The organism is Pseudomonas sp. TH34 (assembly GCF_016650865.1).
In the GTDB taxonomy this organism is placed as follows: domain Bacteria; phylum Pseudomonadota; class Gammaproteobacteria; order Pseudomonadales; family Pseudomonadaceae; genus Aquipseudomonas; species Aquipseudomonas yamanorum.
The window spans coordinates 37,373-57,676 of record NZ_JAEKFB010000001.1 but is presented as its reverse complement, the minus strand read 5'-3'; the positions used below and the strand labels follow the sequence as shown (position 1 = coordinate 57,676).

At 63.6% G+C, this 20,304-nt stretch carries 7 protein-coding genes; 4 read left to right on the top strand and 3 right to left on the bottom strand.

Translation table 11 applies throughout. The annotated features are described in order from the left end of the window. The first annotated feature begins 27 nt into the window (after positions 1 to 27). Entirely contained in the window at positions 28 to 12,972 is a 12,945-nt protein-coding gene (locus tag JFU58_RS00235) for a non-ribosomal peptide synthetase (protein WP_201139660.1), read from the top strand. A gap of 855 nt (positions 12,973 to 13,827) precedes the next feature. Here JFU58_RS00235 and dsbG read toward each other — a convergent pair. From dsbG to dsbD, 3 genes are read right to left on the bottom strand one after another with little or no spacing between them, the layout of a single operon-like run. Continuing rightward, positions 13,828 to 14,595, bottom strand: coding sequence for a thiol:disulfide interchange protein DsbG (gene dsbG, locus JFU58_RS00230; RefSeq protein ID WP_201139659.1), 768 nt, complete (start codon positions 14,593 to 14,595; stop codon positions 13,828 to 13,830). Beyond that, positions 14,565 to 15,440, bottom strand: coding sequence for a TlpA disulfide reductase family protein (locus JFU58_RS00225; protein WP_201139658.1), 876 nt, complete (start codon positions 15,438 to 15,440; stop codon positions 14,565 to 14,567). The genes dsbG and JFU58_RS00225 overlap by 31 nt, the downstream gene beginning before the upstream one ends. Continuing rightward, the gene (dsbD, locus tag JFU58_RS00220) at positions 15,440 to 17,170 is read right to left on the bottom strand and encodes a protein-disulfide reductase DsbD (RefSeq protein WP_063028364.1); all 1,731 of its coding nucleotides are present in this window, start codon (positions 17,168 to 17,170) and stop codon (positions 15,440 to 15,442) included. The genes JFU58_RS00225 and dsbD overlap by 1 nt, the downstream gene beginning before the upstream one ends. 175 nt (positions 17,171 to 17,345) lie before the next feature. Between dsbD and JFU58_RS00215 the strand changes: the two genes are divergently transcribed. The 3 genes from JFU58_RS00215 (at position 17,346) to JFU58_RS00205 (ending at position 20,241) form a co-directional block, all read left to right on the top strand. After that, complete coding sequence (locus JFU58_RS00215; RefSeq protein WP_003209011.1) at positions 17,346 to 18,026, top strand: response regulator; 681 nt, start codon at positions 17,346 to 17,348, stop codon at positions 18,024 to 18,026. After that, a complete protein-coding gene (locus JFU58_RS00210) occupies positions 18,026 to 19,345 on the top strand; it encodes an ATP-binding protein (protein WP_017479473.1) in 1,320 nt (439 codons plus the stop codon). The genes JFU58_RS00215 and JFU58_RS00210 overlap by 1 nt, the downstream gene beginning before the upstream one ends. Positions 19,346 to 19,467: 122 nt before the next feature. Continuing rightward, positions 19,468 to 20,241, top strand: coding sequence for an N-acetylmuramoyl-L-alanine amidase (locus JFU58_RS00205; protein WP_177070647.1), 774 nt, complete (start codon positions 19,468 to 19,470; stop codon positions 20,239 to 20,241). Positions 20,242 to 20,304: the final 63 nt, after the last annotated feature.

Here is a 20,304-nt window from a genome sequence, read left to right as displayed (position 1 = left end):
AGTTAGCCGATTTCAGGCAGGAACCCCATGATGGACGCCTTCGAACTTCCCCGCACCCTGGTCCAGTCCCTTCAACGCCGCGCCGCGCAAACCCCGGATCAACTGGCGTTGCGTTTCCTCGCCGAGACGGCCGAGCAGAGTGTCGTCCTCAGTTACCGCGACCTCGACCTGCGCGCCCGTACCATCGCCGCGGCCTTGCAGGCCAGCGCAAACCTGGGCGCCCGCGCGGTGCTGCTGTTCCCCAGTGGGCCGGATTATGTCGCGGCGTTCTTTGGTTGCCTGTATGCCGGTGTCATCGCAGTACCGGCTTACCCGCCGGAGTCTACCCGCCGTCATCATCAGGAGCGCCTGCTGTCGATCATCGCGGACGCCGAGCCGCGGTTGCTGCTGACTACCTCCAGCCTCGGGGATTCGTTGCTGCAACTCGAAGGTGCACCGCAGTTACTGTGCGTCGACAGCCTCAGTGCCGAAATCGCGAGCCATTGGGTCGCGCCCAACTTGCAAGACGATGACATCGCCTTCCTGCAATACACCTCCGGTTCCACCGCGTTGCCCAAGGGCGTGCAAGTCACCCACGGCAACCTGGTGGCCAACGAGCTGCTGATCCGCCGGGGCTTCGGCATCGACCTGAACCCCGACGACGTGATCGTCAGTTGGCTGCCGCTGTACCACGACATGGGGCTGATCGGCGGGCTGCTGCAACCGATCTTCAGTGGCGTGCCGTGCGTGTTGATGTCGCCTGCTTACTTCCTCGGTCGGCCCCTGCGCTGGCTTGAAGCGATCAGCGAGTACGGCGGCACCATCAGCGGCGGCCCGGACTTCGCCTACCGCTTGTGCAGCGAGCGGGTCAGCGAGTCGGCATTGGATCGCCTGGACCTGAGCAAGTGGCGCGTGGCGTATTCCGGCTCAGAACCGATCCGCCTCGACACCCTGGAACGCTTTGCCGAGAAGTTCGCCGCTTGCGGTTTTACCTCGAATAACTTCTTCGCATCCTATGGCTTGGCGGAAGCCACCTTGTTCGTTGCCGGCGGCACCCGTGGCCAGGGCATCCCGGCCCTGCGCCTGGACGAACAGGCTTTGGCCGCCAACCGCGCCGAGCCCGGGCAGGGTGCGGCGATCATGAGTTGCGGCACCAGCCAGCCCGAACACGCAGTGCTGATTGCCGACCCCGCCACCCTGGCGACGCTCCCCGACAATGCCGTCGGTGAAATCTGGGCCACTGGCCCGAGCATCGCCCACGGCTACTGGCGCAATCCTGAAGCCACCGCCAAGACCTTCGTCCAGCACGAAGGCCGTACCTGGCTGCGGACCGGCGACCTCGGGTTTATCCGCGAAGGTGAAGTGTTCATCACTGGCCGTCTGAAAGACCTGCTGATCGTGAGGGGTCATAACCTGTATCCCCAGGACATCGAGCAAGCCATCGAGCGCGAAGTGGAAGTGGTGCGCAAGGGGCGGGTCGCGGCGTTCGCGGTGAATGACCAGGGCCTGGAAGGTATCGGCATCGCCGCCGAAATCAGCCGCAGCGTGCAGAAAATCCTGCCGCCTGAAGCGCTGATCAAGGCGATTCGCCAAGCAGTGGCCGAGGCCTGCCAGGAAGCGCCTAGCGTGGTGGTATTGCTCAACCCCGGTGGCTTGCCGAAAACTTCCAGCGGCAAGGTGCAGCGTTCGGCCTGTCGCACGCGGTTGGCAGATGGCAGCCTCGACAGTTATGCGCAGTTCCCCGGTGTGCCAGCGCAGGTCGGCGATGCTGCCCTGCAATCCGAACTGCAAAGTCAGATTGCCGCGATCTGGTGCGAGCAATTGCAGGTGGCACAGGTCGCCGCCGACGATCACTTCTTTCTGCTGGGGGGCAACTCCATCAGCGCCACCCAGGTCGTCGCTCGCCTGCGGGAAACCCTCGGCCTGGAATTGAACCTGCGCCTGTTGTTCGAAGCGCCCACCCTGGCTGCCTTCGCCACCAGCGTCGCGCAATTGCAGCAGGACGGCGGCGTGGCCCAAGGCGCGATCCATGCGCTGTCGCGCCAGGAAGACCTGCCGCAATCCCTCGCGCAGAACCGCCTGTGGATCACCTGGCAGTTGGACCCGCAAAGCAGCGCCTACACGATCCCCGGCGCCCTGCGTTTGCGCGGCGAGCTGGATGAAGACGCGGTGCGCGCAAGCTTCCAGCAACTGATCCAGCGCCACGAGTCACTGCGCACGCGCTTCTTTGAACGCGATGGCCAAGGCTTCCAGCGGGTCGACGTCCAGGCTGATTTCGAGCTGCAAGTCATCGACCTCAGCGACCTGCCCACCGCCGAGCGCGAAGCCCGGGCCAACCAGATCCGCGAAGATGAAGCCCGCACCCAGTTCGACCTGGAGAAAGGCCCACTGCTGTGGGTGACGCTGGTGCGCCTGGAGGACGAAGACCACCAACTGCTGGTGACGATGCACCACATCATCGCGGACGGCTGGTCGCTCAACGTGTTGATCGACGAATTCTCCCGCCTGTACGCCGCAGCGTCCCAAGGCCAGACCCTGGAGTTGCCGGCGCTGGCCCTGCAATACGCTGACTACGGCAGCTGGCAGCGCCAGTGGCTGGCCGAGGGCGAGGGCCAGCGGCAACTGGCTTACTGGAAACAACAACTGGGTGACGACCACCCAACCCTGAGCCTGGCCACCGATCACCCGCGCTCGGCGCAGCATATTCGCAGTGCTTCACGCCACAGCGTGCGTGTGACCGCGAGCCTCAGCGAAGCCATTCGCAAGACCGCCCAAACCCACGAATCCACCCCGTTCATGCTGCTGCTCGCGGCATTCCAAAGCCTGCTCTATCGCTACAGCGGCCAGCGCGATATCCGCATCGGCGTGCCCAACGCGAATCGTCCACGTCAGGAAACCCAAGGCCTGATCGGGTTCTTTATCAACACCCTCGTACTGCGCGCTGAACTGGATGCACGCCTGCCATTTGCCGATCTGCTCGCTGCAACGCGAACTGCTGCCTTTGGCGCCCAGGCCCATCAGGACCTGCCCTTCGAGCAACTGCTGGAAGCCTTCCCGCGAGCCCGGGAGCAGGGCCTGTTCCAGGTGATGTTCAACCACCAGCAACGCGACCTCAGTGCCTTGCGCCGCTTGCCGGGCCTGCTCGCCGACGAGTTGGCGTGGCATAGCCGCGAAGCCAAGTTCGACCTGCAACTGCACACTGAAGAAGACCGCAACGGCCGCCTGAGCCTGTCCTTCGACTACGCCGACGAACTGTTCGACGCCGCCACCATCGAGCGGTTGACCGAACACTTCATCAACCTGCTGCAAGCCATTTGCGAGCAACCGCAACAGGCCATCGGTGACCTGAAGCTGCTGCACGCCGACGAACACACCCAACAACGCCAGTGGAGTGCCGCGCCTTGCACACCGGCGCAGAGCTGGCTGCCGGAACAACTCAACCAACAGGTTTCGGAACGCACCGCGCTGGTGTGGCAGGACGGCAGCCTGACCTTCGCCCAACTGCACACCCAGGCCAACCGCCTGGCTCATTACCTGCGGGACAAGGGCGTCGGCCCGGACGTGTGCGTGGCCATCGCCGCCGAGCGTTCGCCGCAACTGCTGATCGGCCTGCTGGCAATCATCAAGGCCGGCGGTGCCTATGTACCGCTGGATCCGGATTACCCGGCAGAACGCCTGGCCTACATGCTCAAGGACAGCGGCGTGCAACTGCTGCTGACCCAGACTTCGCTGCTGGAGCAACTGCCCACGGCTGAAGGCGTCTGCGTCATCGCCATGGACAGCCTCAAGCTCGACAGTTGGCCGACCCATGCGCCGGGCCTGCACCTGAACGGCGACAACCTCGCCTACGTGATCTACACCTCCGGCTCTACCGGCCAGCCCAAAGGTGTGGGCAACACCCATGCAGCGCTGGCCGAGCGTTTGCAGTGGATGCAAGCCACCTACACGCTTGATGAAACCGATGTGTTGATGCAAAAGGCGCCCATCAGTTTCGACGTGTCGGTGTGGGAGTGTTTCTGGCCGCTGATCACCGGTTGCCGCCTGGTACTGGCGGGCCCCGGCGAGCACCGCGACCCCCATCGCATTGCCCAGCTGGTGCAGGAACACGGCGTGACCACGCTGCACTTTGTGCCGCCGCTGTTGCAGCTGTTTGTCGACGAACCGTTGGCCGCCGAATGCACCAGCCTGCGTCGCCTGTTCTCCGGCGGTGAAGCGCTGCCTGCCGAGTTGCGCAACCGGGTGTTGGCGCAGTTGCCGGCAGTGCAGTTGCACAACCGCTACGGCCCGACTGAAACCGCGATCAACGTGACGCACTGGCAGTGCCAGGCGGAGGATGGAGAACGTTCGCCGATTGGCCGGCCGCTGGGCAATGTGATTTGCCGGGTGCTGGATGATCAGTTCAACCCACTGCCGGCGGGTGTGCCGGGTGAGCTGTGCATCGGCGGTATCGGCCTGGCCCGGGGTTACCTCGGGCGGGCGGGGCTGACCGCTGAACGGTTTGTCGCCGACCCATTGGGCGAGGCGGGCGCGCGCCTGTATCGCACCGGTGACCGCGTGCGCTGGAGCGCCGACGGTGTGCTGGAATACCTCGGGCGCCTTGATCAGCAGGTCAAACTGCGGGGCTTCCGTGTCGAGCCTGAAGAAATCGAAGCGCGTCTGTTGGCCCTTGATGGCATCGCCCAAGCGGTGGTGCTGGTGCGGGAAACGGCCGCCGGTGCGCAGTTGATCGGTTACTACACCGCCAACGAACCGCTGGATGAGCAGGACGTCAAAACCGCCCTGGCCGCTGAGCTGCCGGAGTACATGGTCCCGGCGCAATTGATGCGCCTGGACGCGATGCCCCTGAGCCCCAGCGGCAAACTGGATCGCCGTGCCTTGCCGGAACCGGTGTGGCAAGTGCGTGAACACGTCGAACCTGAAACAGCGCTGGAGCAGCAAATCGCCGCGATCTGGCGCGAGGTCCTGGCCCTGCCACGTATCGGCCTGCGGGACGACTTCTTCGCCCTCGGCGGCCATTCGCTGCTGGCCACGCAAATCATCTCCCGCACCCGTCAGGCTTGCGATGTCGAGCTGCCGTTGCGCACATTGTTCGAAGCCAGCGAGTTGGGGGCTTTCGCCGAGCAGGTCCGTCTGATCCAGGCCTCCGGCCAGCGTAACCAACAGCTGGCGATCGGCAAGGTCGACCGTAGCCAACCGGTGCCGCTGTCCTATTCCCAACAGCGCATGTGGTTCCTCTGGCAGATGGAGCCCGACAGCCCAGCGTATAACGTCGGCGGCATGGCGCGCTTTCGTGGGGTGCTGGACGTGGGGCGTTTCGAGGCGGCGTTGCAGGCCTTGATCATGCGTCACGAAACCCTGCGCACCACGTTCCCGAGCATCAATGGCGTGGCGCAGCAGAAGGTTGCAGCGCAAACCGGCGTGCGCATGGATTGGCAGGATTTCTCGGCGTTCAGTGAGGCCGAGCGGCAACAGCGTGTGCAGCAACTGGCCGATCATGAAGCCCACACGCCGTTCAATCTGGAGACCGGTCCACTGCTGCGCGCCTGCCTGGTCAAGGCCGGCGAGCAGGAACATTACCTGGTGCTGACCCTGCACCATATCGTCACCGAAGGCTGGGCCATGGACATTTTTGCCCGTGAACTCAGTGCGTTGTACGAAGCCTTTATCGACGACCGCGAATCGCCGCTGGCGCCGCTGCCGGTGCAGTACCTCGACTACAGCGTGTGGCAGCGCCAGTGGCTGGAGTCCGGCGAGCGCCAGCGCCAACTGGATTACTGGACCGCGCAATTGGGCACGGAACACCCGCTGCTGGAACTGCCGGGCGACCGTCCGCGGCCGCCGGTGCAAAGTCACCAGGGCGAGCTGTACCGTTTCGATTTGAGCGATGATCTTGCCGCCCGCGTGCGGGCCTTCAACGCCGAGCGTGGTCTGACCCTGTTCATGACCATGACCGCCACCCTCGCGGTATTGCTCTACCGCTACAGCGGCCAGACCGACCTGCGTATCGGTGCGCCAGTGGCCAACCGGATTCGTCCGGAAAGCGAAGGGCTGATCGGCGCGTTCCTCAACACCCAGGTGCTGCGCTGCCAGCTCAACGGGCAGATGAGCGTCGGCGAATTGTTCGACCAGGTGCGCCACACCGTGATCGAAGGCCAGTCCCATCAGGACCTGCCGTTCGACCACTTGGTAGAAGCCCTGCAACCGCCCCGCAGCGCCGCGTACAACCCGCTGTTCCAGGTGATGTGCAACGTGCAGCGCTGGGAGTTCCAGCAAAGCCGCACTCTGGCCGGGATGACCGTTGAGTACCTGGCCAACGATGCCCGCGCCACCAAGTTCGACCTCAACCTGGAAGTCACCGACCTCGACCATCGCCTGGGTTGCTGCCTGACCTACAGCACCGACCTGTTCGATGAGCCGCGCATTGCGCGCATGGCCGCCCATTGGCAAAACCTGCTGGAAGCCTTGCTTGCCGATCCGCAACAGCGCCTGAGTGAGCTGCCGTTGCTGGAGGCTGGCGAACAGCGCGCCCTGCAAGACAGCCTCGGCATTGAAGCCGGCGAGCATCGCCTCGACCAGTGCATCCATCACCTGTTCAGCGAGCAGGCCCTGGCCCGCCCGGATGCCCCGGCGTTGACCTTCGCCGGGCAGACCCTGAGCTACAGCGAACTCGACAGCCGTGCCAATCGCCTGGCCTGGATGCTCCGCGAGCGCGGCGTGGGCCCGCAGGTGCGGGTTGGCCTGGCGCTGCCGCGTTCGCTGGAAATGGTGATCGGCCTGCTGGCGATCCTCAAGGCCGGCGGCGCCTATGTGCCGCTGGACCCGGAATACCCGCTGGACCGCCTGCACTACATGATCGAAGACAGTGGCATCGGCCTGTTGCTCAGCGACGCTGCGATGTTCGACGCGCTGGGCGAGCTGCCCGCCAGCGTCGGTCGCTGGTGCCTGGAAGATGACCTGCCAACCCTGGCCAGCTACCCGGCCAGCGAATTGCCTTTCATCAGCCTGCCGCAACACCAGGCCTATCTGATCTACACCTCCGGCTCCACCGGCAAGCCCAAGGGCGTGGTGGTGTCCCACGGTGAAATCGCCATGCATTGCCAGGCGGTGATCGAACGCTTCGGCATGCGCCCGGATGACTGCGAGCTGCACTTCTATTCCATCAACTTCGACGCCGCCACCGAACGCTTGCTGGTGCCGTTGCTCAGTGGTGCCCAGGTGGTGTTGCGGGCCCAGGGCCAATGGGATGCGGAAGAAATCTGTGGGCTGATTCGTCAGCACCGCATCAACATCCTCGGTTTCACCCCGAGCTACGGCAGCCAGTTGGCGCAATGGCTGGCCACGCAACACCAGACCTTGCCGGTGCGCATGTGCATCACCGGCGGTGAAGCCCTGACCGGCGAGCACTTGCAGCGTATTCGCGCGGCATTCAAGCCGGCGCTGTTTTTCAACGCCTATGGCCCGACTGAAACCGTGGTGATGCCACTCGCCAGTCTTGCCCCGGAAACACTGGAGGAGGGCGCTGGCAGCGTGCCGATCGGCAGCATCATCGGCGCACGTGTGGCCTACATTCTGGATGCGGATCTGGCGCTGGTGCCGCAAGGCGCGACGGGTGAGTTGTACGTCGGCGGTGCCGGCCTGGCCCAGGGTTATCACCAGCGTCCGGGGATGACGGCGGAGCGGTTTGTCGCGGATCCGTTTGTCACGAACGGCGGTCGTCTGTATCGCACCGGCGACCTGGTGCGCCAGCGTGCCGATGGCCTGGTGGAGTACCTTGGCCGTATTGACCATCAAGTGAAGATTCGCGGGTTCCGCATCGAGCTGGGGGAAATTGAAACCCGCCTGCTGGAACACGAGGCGGTGCGTGAGGCAGTGGTGTTGGCGCTGGATTCCCCGAGCGGCAAACAGTTGGTGGCCTACCTGGTCAGCGACGAAGAACACGGTGCACTGCGTGAATCCCTCAAGGCGCATTTGAAAGCGCAGCTGCCGGACTACATGGTGCCCGCGCACCTGATCGTCCTCGACAGCATGCCGCTGACCGCCAACGGCAAACTCGACCGCCGCGCCTTGCCGCAGCCGGATCCCGAGGCGAATCGTCAGCAATACGTGGCGCCGCGCAACGAACTGGAGCAAACCCTGGCGGCGATCTGGTGTGCGGTACTGAACGTGCAGCAGGTGGGCCTCGACGATAACTTCTTTGAGATGGGCGGCGACTCGATTCTGTCGATCCAGGTGGTCAGCCGCGCGCGTCAGGCGGGGATTCATTTCAGCCCACGTGACTTGTTCCAGCACCAGACCGTGCAGACCCTGGCCGCCGTGGCGACCCGCACCGAGCAGGTTATCGCCGAACAAGGCGTGCTGACCGGCGCATCCGGGCTGACCCCGATCCAGCACTGGTTCTTCGACACCGACATCCCCGAGCGCCAACACTGGAACCAGGCGCTGCTGTTGGAGCCGGTTCAGGCCCTCGAACCCCATCGCCTGGAACAAGCGTTGCTGGCAGTGCTGGAACACCACGACGCCCTGCGCCTGAGCTTCACCCAGCGCGACGCCCAATGGCACGCCGAACACCTGGCAGTGCCGCAAGGTGGCCTGCTGTTGCAAGCCCAGGTGGCGGATATGGAGCAGTGCATCGCGCTGTTCACCGACACTCAACGCAGCCTCAACCTCGCCCACGGCCCGCTGTTGCGCGCGCTGCTGGTGGACGGCCCGCAAGGCCAGCGCCGGCTGCTGATCGCGATCCATCACCTGGTGGTGGACGGCGTTTCCTGGCGCGTATTGCTGGAAGATTTGCAGACCGTGTATCGCCAGTTGAGCGACGGCCAACCCGTCAGCCTGCCGGCCAAGACCAGCGCGTTACGCGACTGGGCAGCACGCTTGCAGGCCTATGCCGGCAGCGAATCCCTGCGTGAAGAACTGGACGTGTGGCAGCAACAGTTGGCCGGTCCTGGCGTTGAACTACCGGTGGATCGCCCGCAAGGTTCGCTGCGCAATCGCGATGCCGATACCGTCAGCGTGCGCCTGGATGCCGAGCGTACCCGCCAGCTGTTGCAACAGGCGCCGAGTGCTTACCGCACCCAGGTCAATGACTTGCTGCTGACCGCCCTGGCCCGTGTGTTGTGCCGCTGGAGTGGCCATGAATCGGCACTGATCCAGCTCGAAGGCCACGGCCGCGAAACCCTGTTCGACGAGATCGACCTGACCCGCAGCGTCGGCTGGTTCACCAGCGCCTACCCGTTGCGCCTGACCCCGTTGCATATCGAAGAAGCCGCCGGGCAGGGCGCCTCGATCAAGGCGATCAAGGAACAACTGCGCGGCGTGCCCCACAAAGGGTTGGGTTACGGCGTGCTGCGCTACCTGGCTGACGACCTGTGCCGCCAGACCATGGCCGCGTTGCCGAGCGCCAGTATCACCTTCAACTACCTCGGCCAGTTCGACCAGAGCTTTGGCGCTGACGCACTCTTTCACCCGCTGGACGAGTCCGCCGGGATCGCCCATGACCCGGACGCGCCGCTGCCCAACGAGCTGAGCGTCGACAGCCAGGTGTACGGCGGTGAATTGGTGCTGCGCTGGACCTTCAGCCGCGAACGTCACGACAGCCAGACCATCGCTGAACTGGCGGACACTTACCTGGCGGAACTGCAAAGCCTGATCGAGCATTGCCTCAAGGAAGACGCGGGCGGTCTCACACCGTCGGACTTCCCGCTGGCGCACCTCACCCAAGGGCAACTCGACGCGCTGCCGGTGCCGGCCAATGCCATCGAAGACGTGTACCCGCTGACCCCGATGCAGGAAGGCTTGCTGCTGCACACCCTGCTGGAACCGGGCACCGGCCTGTATTACATGCAGGACCGCTACCGCATCAACAGCGCCCTGGACCCCGAGCGTTTCGCCCAGGCCTGGAAGGCAGTGATTGCCCGTCACGAAGCCTTGCGCGCCTCGTTCTGCTGGAACGTCGGCGAAGACATGCTGCAGGTTATCCACAAGCCCGGCAGCACGCCGATCGAGTACCTCGACTGGAGCCAGGAGCCGGAAAGCGAACAGGAACCGCGTCTGCAAGCGTTGCTGAAAAGCGAGCGTGAGGCCGGCTTCGATCTGCTCAACCAGGCGCCGTTCCACCTGCGACTGATCCGCGTGGGCGAAGCCCGCTACTGGTTCATGATGAGCAACCACCACATCCTGATCGATGCCTGGTGCCGCTCGCTGTTGATGAACGATTTCTTCGACATCTACACGGCCCTCGGCGAAGGCCGCGACGCGCAGTTGGCGACGCCACCGCGTTATCGTGACTACATCGCCTGGCTGCAACGCCAGAACCTCGCCGAGGCGCGCCAGTGGTGGCAGCAGAACCTGCAAGGGTTTGAGCGCACCACGCCGATTCCGAGTGACCGGCCGTTCCTGCGGGAACACGCCGGCCATAGCGGCGGCATGGTGGTGGGCAACTGCTACACCCGCTTGGATGTGCGCGACGGCGCGCAATTGCGCGAGCTGGCCCAGGCCCATCAACTGACGGTGAACACCTTCGCCCAGGCAGCGTGGGCCCTGGTGCTACGACGCTTGAGTGGCGATCGCGACGTGCTGTTCGGCGTCACCGTGGCCGGGCGCCCGGTGGAAATGCCCGAGATGCAGCGCACCGTCGGGCTGTTTATCAACAGCATCGCCTTGCGGGTCAAGCTGCCGGAGGACGATCAGCAGTGCAGCGTGCGCCAATGGTTGAGCGGCCTGCTCGACAGCAATATGCAGTTGCGCGAGTACGAGTACCTGCCGCTGGTGACCATCCAGGAAAACAGCGAACTGCCCAAGGGCCAGCCGCTGTTCGACAGCCTGTTTGTGTTCGAAAACGCCCCGGTGGAAGTCTCGGTGCTGGACCGCGCGCAAAGCCTGAATGCCACCTCGGATTCCGGGCGGACCCACACCAACTTCCCGCTGACTGCCGTGTGCTATCCGGGCGATGACCTGGGCCTGCACCTGTCCTACGACCAGCGCTATTTCGATGAAACCACCGTGCAAGGCATGCTCGGCGAATTCAAGCGCCTGCTGCTGGCGCTGGTACAGGGCTTCCATGGCGACATGGCCGACTTGCCGCTGATTGGCGAGCAGGAGCGTGAGTTCCTGGTGGAAGGCTGCAACCAGAGCGAACAGGCGTACCCGCTGGAGCGCAGCTACGTTGAGCTGTTCGAAGCCCAGGTCCAGCAGCATCCACAGCGGATTGCCGCCAGTTGCCTGGATCAACAATGGAGCTATGCCGAACTGAACCGGCGCAGCAACCGCCTGGGCCATGCATTGATCGCAGCCGGTGTCGGGCCGGATCAACCGGTGGCGTTGCTGGCCGAACGTAATCTGGATTTGCTGGGCATGATCATCGGCAGCTTCAAGGCCGGAGCCGGTTATTTGCCGTTGGACCCGGGGCTGCCGACGCAGCGCTTGAGCCGGATTATCGACCTGAGCCGCACGCCGCTGCTGGTGTGCACCGAAGCGTGTCGCGAACAGGCCCAGTTGCTGCTGGAAGAGTTCGCCTGCTCCGGTCGGCCGAAGTTACTGGTTTGGGACGCTTTGGCCGAGTCTGAGGAAAACCCCGGGATCTACAGCGCGCCGGACAACCTTGCCTACGTGATCTACACCTCCGGCTCTACCGGCTTGCCCAAGGGCGTGATGGTGGAGCAGCGTGGCATGCTCAATAACCAGTTGAGCAAGGTGCCTTATCTGCACCTGACCGAGAATGATGTGATCGCCCAAACCGCCTCGCAAAGTTTCGATATCTCGGTGTGGCAGTTCCTCGCCGCGCCGCTGTTCGGTGCACGGGTGGATATTGTGCCGAATGCGATTGCCCATGATCCGCAAGGCTTGCTCGCTCACGTCCAGGCCCAGGGCATTACCGTGTTGGAAAGCGTGCCGTCGCTGATCCAGGGCATGCTTGCCCAGGATCGCATGAGCCTGGATGGCTTGCGGTGGATGCTGCCGACCGGCGAAGCGATGCCGCCGGAGCTGGCGCACCAGTGGTTGTTGCGCTATCCGGAGATTGGCCTGGTCAACGCGTATGGCCCGGCGGAATGTTCGGACGACGTGGCGTTCTTCCGCGTCGACCTGGCGTCGACCCGCGGCACTTATCTGCCGATTGGTACGCCGACCGACAACAACCGTTTGTACTTGCTGGATGGTGCGCTGGAGTTGGTGCCCCAAGGTGCGGTCGGCGAGTTGTGCGTGGCGGGGACCGGCGTGGGCCGTGGTTATGTCAGCGATCCGGTGCGCACCGCCCAGGTGTTTGTGCCGAATCCGTTTAGCGCGGCGGGGGAGCGCCTGTATCGCACCGGCGACCTGGCGCGTCGGCGCAGCGATGGTGTGTTGGAGTACGTCGGGCGTATCGACCATCAGGTGAAGATTCGCGGTTACCGGATTGAGTTGGGTGAAATCGAAGCGCGCCTGCATGAACAACCGGAGGTGCGGGATGCGGCGGTTGGGGTGCAGGAGGGCGTCAACGGCAAGCATCTGGTGGGTTACCTGGTGGCGGCGGATGCGCAGTTGAATCCCGGCGAGCGCCTTGATCGGATCAAGCAACGCCTGCGGGCCGAGTTGCCGGAGTACATGGTGCCGCTGCATTGGCTGTGGCTCGACCGTTTGCCGCTGAATGCCAATGGCAAGCTGGATCGCAAGGCCTTGCCGGCGCTGGAGATTGGCCAGTTGCACAGCCAGGATTATCTGGCGCCGCGTAATGAGCTGGAGCAGACATTGGCCGGGATTTGGGCCGAGGTGCTGAAAGTTGAGCGCGTGGGTGTGCAGGATAATTTCTTTGAGCTGGGCGGGCATTCGTTGCTAGCCACGCAGATTGCTTCGCGCGTGCAGAAGACACTGCAGCGGGATGTGCCGTTGCGGGCGATGTTCGAATGCAGCACGGTGGAGGAGTTGGCGGGGTATATCGACGGGCTTGCGGCGAATGAGATCAGTGCGGAGAAGGTGGATCGGTTGAGTGATTTGATGGCGGAGTTGGAGGGGTTGTAGGGCGCATTGGTTTGCGTACATATCCGTTGTTTAGGTAACGGCGGCTTATGGTTTCGCTCTTACAGCGACTCACTTTGGAAAAGCCCCAAAGTAAGCAAAGGGCTCTGCCCCGCCTGTCGGCACCTCGCTTAGGCTCGGTGTTCCCTCACTCCGGCATTGCTCCGCGGGCCGCCGCGACGGGCCATCCATGGCCCGGCGCGGCTAAACCGGCGTCCTGCCGGTTTACCCGCTCCGCACTGCCTGCGTTCGGCCTCGGGCTGAATGGGGCAGCCAGATCAAGATCAAAAGCAGATCAAGAGCACAGCGGCCTCCCGGCCGGCTTGAGTGTTGAAAGCAAAGGCAAGATCCAGAGCGAAAGCCAAATCTGAAGCGGATGTAGCTCTGCTTTTCTGTGGGAGCTGGCTTGCCTGCGATGCAGACACCTCGGTGCACCGGGTACACCCAGTTGATGCCATCGCAGGCAAGCCAGCTCCCACATTGACCGTGCCCGCTTTTGATTTGGCTTGTGCTTTTGCTTCACCACACTCAAGCCGGCCTGTAGGCCGCTGTGCTCTGGCTTTTGATCTTGATTTTGATCTTAGGCGCCCCGTTAAACCACGCTGGCCGAACGCAGGCTTTGGAGCGTGGGTAACCCGGCAGGACGCCGGGTTAGCCGCGCTGGGCCAAGGATGGCCCATCGCGGCGGCCCACGGTCCAAAGCCGGAGTGAGGGCACTCCGAGCCTAGGCGAGGAGCCGAGTGGTGGGGCAAGAGCGTTTTGCTTACTTTTGCGCTTTTCAAAAGTGAGCCGCTGTAAGAGCGGAACCATAAGCGGCCATCACCCAAATAACGGATATGCCCCCCACCCAGCCAGAGACTATTTCGGCCCGAGAATCTTCACCAGCTTATCCGGCGAAGGCGCCCCTTGCTGTTGCTGCAACCCACCCTTGTCATCCAGATAGAAAATCGCCGGCGTGGCCGACAACTCCAGCTCATCCATCAGCTTCATGTTCGAATCAAGCTTGGCCTGGATATCCGCCGGGATCTTCTCCAGCGGCTGCAGCTTGCTGCCCTTACCGGCAGCCTCATGGGTTTCAAGGGCCTGCTGCGGATCCTTGGCTGCAAACAGCGCCGCCGACTTGCCGGGGCTGTCCTCACGAATAATCCCCACCATGATATGCCGCAGCTGCACCTTGCCCGACTTCACCCATGGCCGCGCCTGCTCCCAGAACATATTGCAGTACGGGCAGTTCGGGTCACTGAACAAATAGACGATGCGCGGCGCATCCTTGTTGCCATCCTGGATCCAGCTACTGTGTTCCATCTTGGCCCAGACCTCCTTGGCCATCGGCGCATACACCAGCTTTTCCAGGGGCGCAGTGCTCAGGTCATTGCCGTCGGCGTCGTACAGGTTGCCGGCGATCACACTTTTACCGTCGGCAGTCAGGTACAACGCCATGCCACGGTTCTGGTATTGCGCCGCATAACCCGTGAGGCCGCTGGGGGCATCGAACTTGCCGATAATCTTGGCACCCTTGGCTTCAATGTTCTTGATCGGCGCCGGCCAATCTTCAGCCTGGACGAGGGTGGCAGCCAGTGTCAGGGGCAAAAGGGTCAGCAGGTGGCGGAGGCGGAGGCGGAGCATGGCGAATTCCTTGTGGTAGCCGGCTGGGCCGGTTTAGCGGTGGTCGGCTCGAAGCGCTCCATGGCGCGGGCCAGGCTGGCCTGGGACAATTCGCCCAGGTGGCTGTTGATCAGGCGACCGTCAGGTTGATAGAAGAGGGTGGTGGGCAAGGCCATGGAGCCGACGGCCTGACCCAGGCGGCCGCTGGCGTCGAACAGCACGTTGTCCAGGTTCAGGCCCTGGGTCGCCAGGTAGGTGGCGACGCTTTGCATGCTTTCGGCCTGGTTGACGAACAGGAAGGTCACGTCCGGGCGTTGGCGCTGGGCACTTTCCAGTACCGGCATTTCGCGCCGGCACGGCGGGCACCAGGTGGCCCACAGATTGATCACCAACGGGCCGCCCTTGTAGTCGGCCAGTTGCACGGTTTCGCCATTGGCGTTGCGCAGGGTGATGTCCGGCAGGTGCGTGCCTTTTTCGTAGAGGGTCAGGGACAGGCTGGTCAGGGCCCAGAACGCGAGGCCGGTGATCACGCCTGCGCTCAGGGGCTTGCGCAGCAGCGGGCGGCGCCAGCCGTAGATCAGGGCGCCGAGGATCAGCGCGATAACGCCGGGCCAGGCGAGAAAACCGCCGTCCCGCAGGTCGACGATTTGCAACGGGTCATTCTGGTAATACGACCAGTACATCAGTACGAAGCTGACGCGTGCGGCGAGCATGCCCACCAGAAACAGGGTGAACAGCACCGACTCCGGGTTCTCGCCGCCGCGCTTGGCCACCCGCCAGCCCACCAGGGTGGCGAGGATCAACGCCGTGATCAGCAGCAAGTGATTCAGGGCGATGGCGAAGGTGCCGATGGTCAGTGTCAGCATCAGAGGGCTTCCCGGGCTTGGGTCCAGCGTTGCAGGAAGGCGGCGGCGTCGACTTCGCCGGTGATGCGCTGGGCGCGGCGCTCTTCACCATCAGGGCCGATCCAGACGAAGCTCGGCGGGCCGGGGACTTTGTAGCGGCCCAGCAGCTCGCGGCTGGCGGCGTTGTCGGCGGTGACGTCGAGGCGCAGCAGGCGCACATCCTTGAGGGCGTCCATGACTTCGGGTTTGCCGAACACCTGTTTTTCCATGATCTTGCACGACACGCACCAGTCAGCGTAGTAGTCCACCAGCACCCATTGGCCTTGGGCCTTGGCGCTGTCGAGCTGGCTTTGCAGCACGGCGGGGTCGTTGATGGTCATGAAGGCCTCATGGGCGCTGGGGGCACCGGCCACCTGCGAGCCGCTGTAGACTTTCAGCGGTTGCCACAGGTCGTCGCTGCCGCCGGCCGCGCCGATCACCAATACGCTGCCCCAGAGGCCGAGCACCAGCGAACCGGCACCGAACAGCATGGCGGTGCGCCCGAAGTCCTGGGCCAGGCGCCAGCCGCAATAAGCCATGACCAGTGCGAGCACACCCCACAAGCCGAGCCACAGGGTTTCACCGACCACCGGGCGAATCATCAGCACCGCGGTGGCGAGGAACAGGAAGCCGAAGATGCCCTTGAGGATGTTCATCCAGGTGCCAGGCTTGGGCAGGAAGCGGTTGCCCACGGTCACCAGCAGCAACAGCGGCACGCCGATGCCGATGCCCATGGCAAACAGAATCAAGCCGCCATGCAGGGCGTTACCGCTTTGGGCGATATACAACAGGGCGCCGGCCAGGGGCGCGGTCATGCACGGGCCCACCAGCAAACCGGACAAGGCACCGAGCACGCCGGCACCCACCAGGCTGCCGCCGCTTTGGTTGCGGCTGACGTTGTCGAGGCGGTCCCGCAGGAAGGCCGGCAGTTGCAGTTCAAAGAAGCCGAACATCGGCAGGGCCAGGATCACAAACAACGCGGCGAAGCTGCCGAGGATCCAGGGAGTTTGCAGCAGGGCGGCGAGGTTGCCGCCGAGTAGCGCGGCCAATACACCGAGGGCGGCATAGATCAACGCCATGCACACCACGTAGCTGGTGGCCAGGGCAAAGCCGCGCCGTGGGCTGGCGCCGCTGCCTACCACAAGGCCGGCGAGAATCGGCAACATCGGCAAGGAACACGGGGCAAAGGCCAGCAGCAGGCCCAGGCCGAAGAACACCAGCAGGCTCCAGCCCAGGCTGCGCTGTTGCAGGCCGCTGGCCAGGCTTTGGTCCTGAGCCTGGCCGGTGGCGGCTACGGCGGGGTTGCCACCCAGGTCAACGGTGATTGATTGCGGCGGGTAACACAGGCCGGCATCGGCGCAGCCTTGCCAGCCGAGTTTGACCTGGCCGGTGGCGCCAGGGGGAATCTTCACTTCCAGGCCCTGGCGATACACCTGCTGCTCGCCGAAGAACTCGTCGCTGTGGGCTTCGCCTTGGGGCAGTGTCGGCTTTTCGGCCAGGCCATCGAATTTCATGCGCTGCTGGTACAGGTAATAACCGTCGGCAATCTGCCAATACAGCTGGGTTTCGCCGGAGGCCAGACGCTCGGAGGTAAAGGTGAAGGCTTTGCCCACCGGAAGGAAGTCGGGTTTGGTCTCGAATGGATTGTTGCCCGGAGCGGCCTGGGCGAATCCAGCAAACACTACCAGCAGAAAGATAAACAGATGCCGCATGATCAAGCCTTAGTTCGAAGCAAGTGGGACACACAATGTGTGGTGTTGATTAACCGATGATTAACCGGGCTATCCTAGACAGCAGGGATTATCCGGGTTTACGCGGGCTGGCGGCATAATGTGCGCTTAATCCACTCCCTTTTTAATCACCTTCACATTTTGCAAAGGGTTCACCATGCACGTACTGGTCTGTGAAGACGACGAACTGATCGCCAGCGGCATTGTTGCCGGGCTCAGCGCCCAGGGGCTGACCGTCGAGCGCGTCGGCACGGCTGCCGCTGCCCGGGCGATGCTCAAGGTGGCGGAGTTCGACGTGATGGTACTCGACCTCGGCCTGCCGGATGAAGACGGCTTGAAGCTGCTGCAGCAATTGCGCAGCCAGGGCCTGGAGATCCCGGTGCTGATCCTCACCGCGCGGGATTCGGTGACCAACCGCGTCGACGGCCTGCAAGCCGGTGCTGACGATTACCTGCTGAAACCCTTCGACCTGCGCGAACTCGCCGCGCGCCTGCACACCCTGTTGCGCCGGGTGGCCGGGCGCAGCGTCAACCTGATCGAACACGGGCGCCTGACCTACAACCCCAGCAGCCGCGAAACCCTGTTGGGCGGGGAGTCGGTAGACCTCTCCCGCCGCGAGCAGGCGTTGTTGCAGGCCCTGCTGCAAAACCGCGGCCGGGTACTCTCCAGCGAGCAGCTCAAGGACAGCGTTTACGGGCTTAACGACGAACTGGAAAGTAACGCCCTCAACGTGCACATCCACCACCTGCGGCGCAAACTCGGTAACGGCATCGTCGAGACCGTGCGTGGCCTGGGCTATCGCCTGGGCCCGGCTGACGGTGGAGAGGACGCTTCGTGATGAGCCTGCGCCTGCGGCTGACCTTCAAGCTCGGCGCGGCCTTTGTGCTGATCTGGGCCCTGGCTGCCGCGTGGATGCTCAACGATCTGCGCAACCAGATGATGTTTTCCCTCGACCAGCGCCTGGTGGCGTCGGCGCGTATGGTCGCGGGGCTGATGGAGCAGATGCCGGGGCTGTCGAGCACGGGTGAGGGCGCGCACTTCAGCGCCGAACAATTGAATGTACCGGGTGGCATGGCGTGCCAGGTCAGCTCCTTGCGCGGGGTGGTGCTCGCCCGCAGCCACACCACCCCGGATCAGGGCCTGGAGTCGCGCAAAAGCGGCTTTCGCGACCAGATGATTGACGGCGTGGGCTGGCGCAGCTTTACCCTGTCCCGTGGCGATTTGTTTATCACCACCGCCGACCGGCAGGTGGAGCGTGAAGCCTTGAACCTGTCGATCCTGCTGGCCGCTTCGGTGCCGGTGGGGGTGGCGCTGCTGGGCTGCCTGTGCCTGTTGTGGCTGGGGATCGGCCAGAGCCTGTTGCCACTCAACCGCATGCGTGACGCCTTGATGCGTCGCAGTGCGGACTCCCTCGAACCCTTGCAGATCAGCCCGCTGCCCAGCGAGCTTAAACCGCTGCTCGACACCCAGAACCAACTGCTGCAACGCATCGCCAAGACCATCGAGCGCGAACGCCGCTTGACCGGCGACGCGGCCCACGAACTGCGCAGCCCCTTGACCGCGATCAAGACCCACCTGCAAGTGGCACGCATGACCGAAGGCGCCGCCCGTGACCAGTCCCTGGCCCATGCCGAGGAGGGCGCCGACCGCTTGCATCGCACCCTCGAGCAGTTACTGCTGCTGGCGCGGGTTGAAGGCAGCCTGTCGTTTGATGACGGCCTGCAATCGAGTGCCGAACAGGTCGCACAATTGGCGATCCAGGACGCCAATGGTGGCGACAATCAGCGTATTGACCTGATCCTGGCGGACGGTCTGTCCGAAAAACCGGTGGAAATGCCGGTGGGTCTGGCCGTCGCCGCCTTGCGCAACCTGCTGGACAACGCCTTGCGCCACACCCCGCCTGATACCCGGGTGGAACTGAGTGTGTCCAGCGCTGGCGATAATGTGGTGTTCCGGGTACGTGACCACGGCGCGCCGATTTCCAGCGAAGACTTGCAGCACCTGACCCAACGCTTCTGGCGCAATGGCAACAGCCCCGGTTGCGGCCTGGGGCTGGCGATTGTGCAGGCGATTGTGCAGCGTTGCTCGTGCTCCTTGAAATTCGACAGCCAGGCAGATGGCATGCGTGTCGACCTGGGCATGCCGTTGCGTCGCTGAACTTTCTTTTCACGGCACAAATAGCTACCGCCACCCTCAAGCGCAACGCTTCAGGATGGCGGTCATTTTGTTGTGTTTGAACGGGCTGAATGACTCAGCCTGTGTTGAAAAGGACAGCGCCTATGTTGGTCATCGATTCCACGTTTCCCGCAAAAAGCTTTAACCAACGCAATGGCGAAGCTGTGCGCCAGGTGATTGTGCATTACACCGCAGCGCCCTTTGCCTCGTCATTGCGTACGCTGACCCGCGACGGTGTCAGTGCTCACTACCTGTTGGTTGACCCCCATGACGCCAGCTATCGCGCCGCCGGCTATGACGAACTGCGGGTGTTCCGCCTGGTGGATGAAGCGCAGTGCGCCTGGCATGCCGGGGCCAGTTCCTGGGCCGGTTGCGACAACCTCAATAGCTGCTCGATCGGGATTGAAATCGTTAATCAGGCCCGGGATGACGCTGGTGTGTTTACCTTTCCCGCGTATGGGCCTGAACAGATCGACGTGTTGATTGCCCTGATTCGCGACATTCAGGGGCGTTACCCGGCGATCGGTCCTACTGACATCCTCGGCCACTCGGACATTGCCTATTGGCGCAAGAGCGATCCCGGCCCTCGGCTGCCTTGGCGCTGCCTGTTCGAGGTGGGGGTGGGTGCCTGGTTCGATGAGTCGGCCAAGATGGCCTATCAACGCCGGTTCGACATCGGCCTGCCGCTGGAGGTTGAAGCCGAACGGGCGTTTCAGCGTTACGGTTATGCCCCAGCGAAAAATCGCCTGGGTTTTCAGCAGCGCGTCCGCGCGTTTCAGATGCATTTTCGTCCCGCTGACTACAGCGGGCGGCTGGATGCAGAGACCTGCGCAATCCTGTATGCGTTGAATGAAAAATACACCGGGGTTGCCGGGTAAATCCGCTAAAGCGGTTTTTAACGACCACAGGTGTAAATCCTCTGCTCGCTGATGCGTTTCCAG

What these genes read in the sequence shown, in the direction of transcription:
- JFU58_RS00225 (WP_201139658.1), bottom strand. Translation starts at nt 15,440, where the DNA reads ATGCTGACACTGACCATCGGCACCTTCGCCATCGCCCTGAATCACTTG.
- dsbD (WP_063028364.1), bottom strand. Translation starts at nt 17,170, where the DNA reads ATGCGGCATCTGTTTATCTTTCTGCTGGTAGTGTTTGCTGGATTCGCC.
- JFU58_RS00215 (WP_003209011.1), top strand. Translation starts at nt 17,346, where the DNA reads ATGCACGTACTGGTCTGTGAAGACGACGAACTGATCGCCAGCGGCATT.
- JFU58_RS00235 (WP_201139660.1), top strand. Translation starts at nt 28, where the DNA reads ATGATGGACGCCTTCGAACTTCCCCGCACCCTGGTCCAGTCCCTTCAA.
- JFU58_RS00205 (WP_177070647.1), top strand. Translation starts at nt 19,468, where the DNA reads ATGTTGGTCATCGATTCCACGTTTCCCGCAAAAAGCTTTAACCAACGC.
- dsbG (WP_201139659.1), bottom strand. Translation starts at nt 14,595, where the DNA reads ATGCTCCGCCTCCGCCTCCGCCACCTGCTGACCCTTTTGCCCCTGACA.
- JFU58_RS00210 (WP_017479473.1), top strand. Translation starts at nt 18,026, where the DNA reads ATGAGCCTGCGCCTGCGGCTGACCTTCAAGCTCGGCGCGGCCTTTGTG.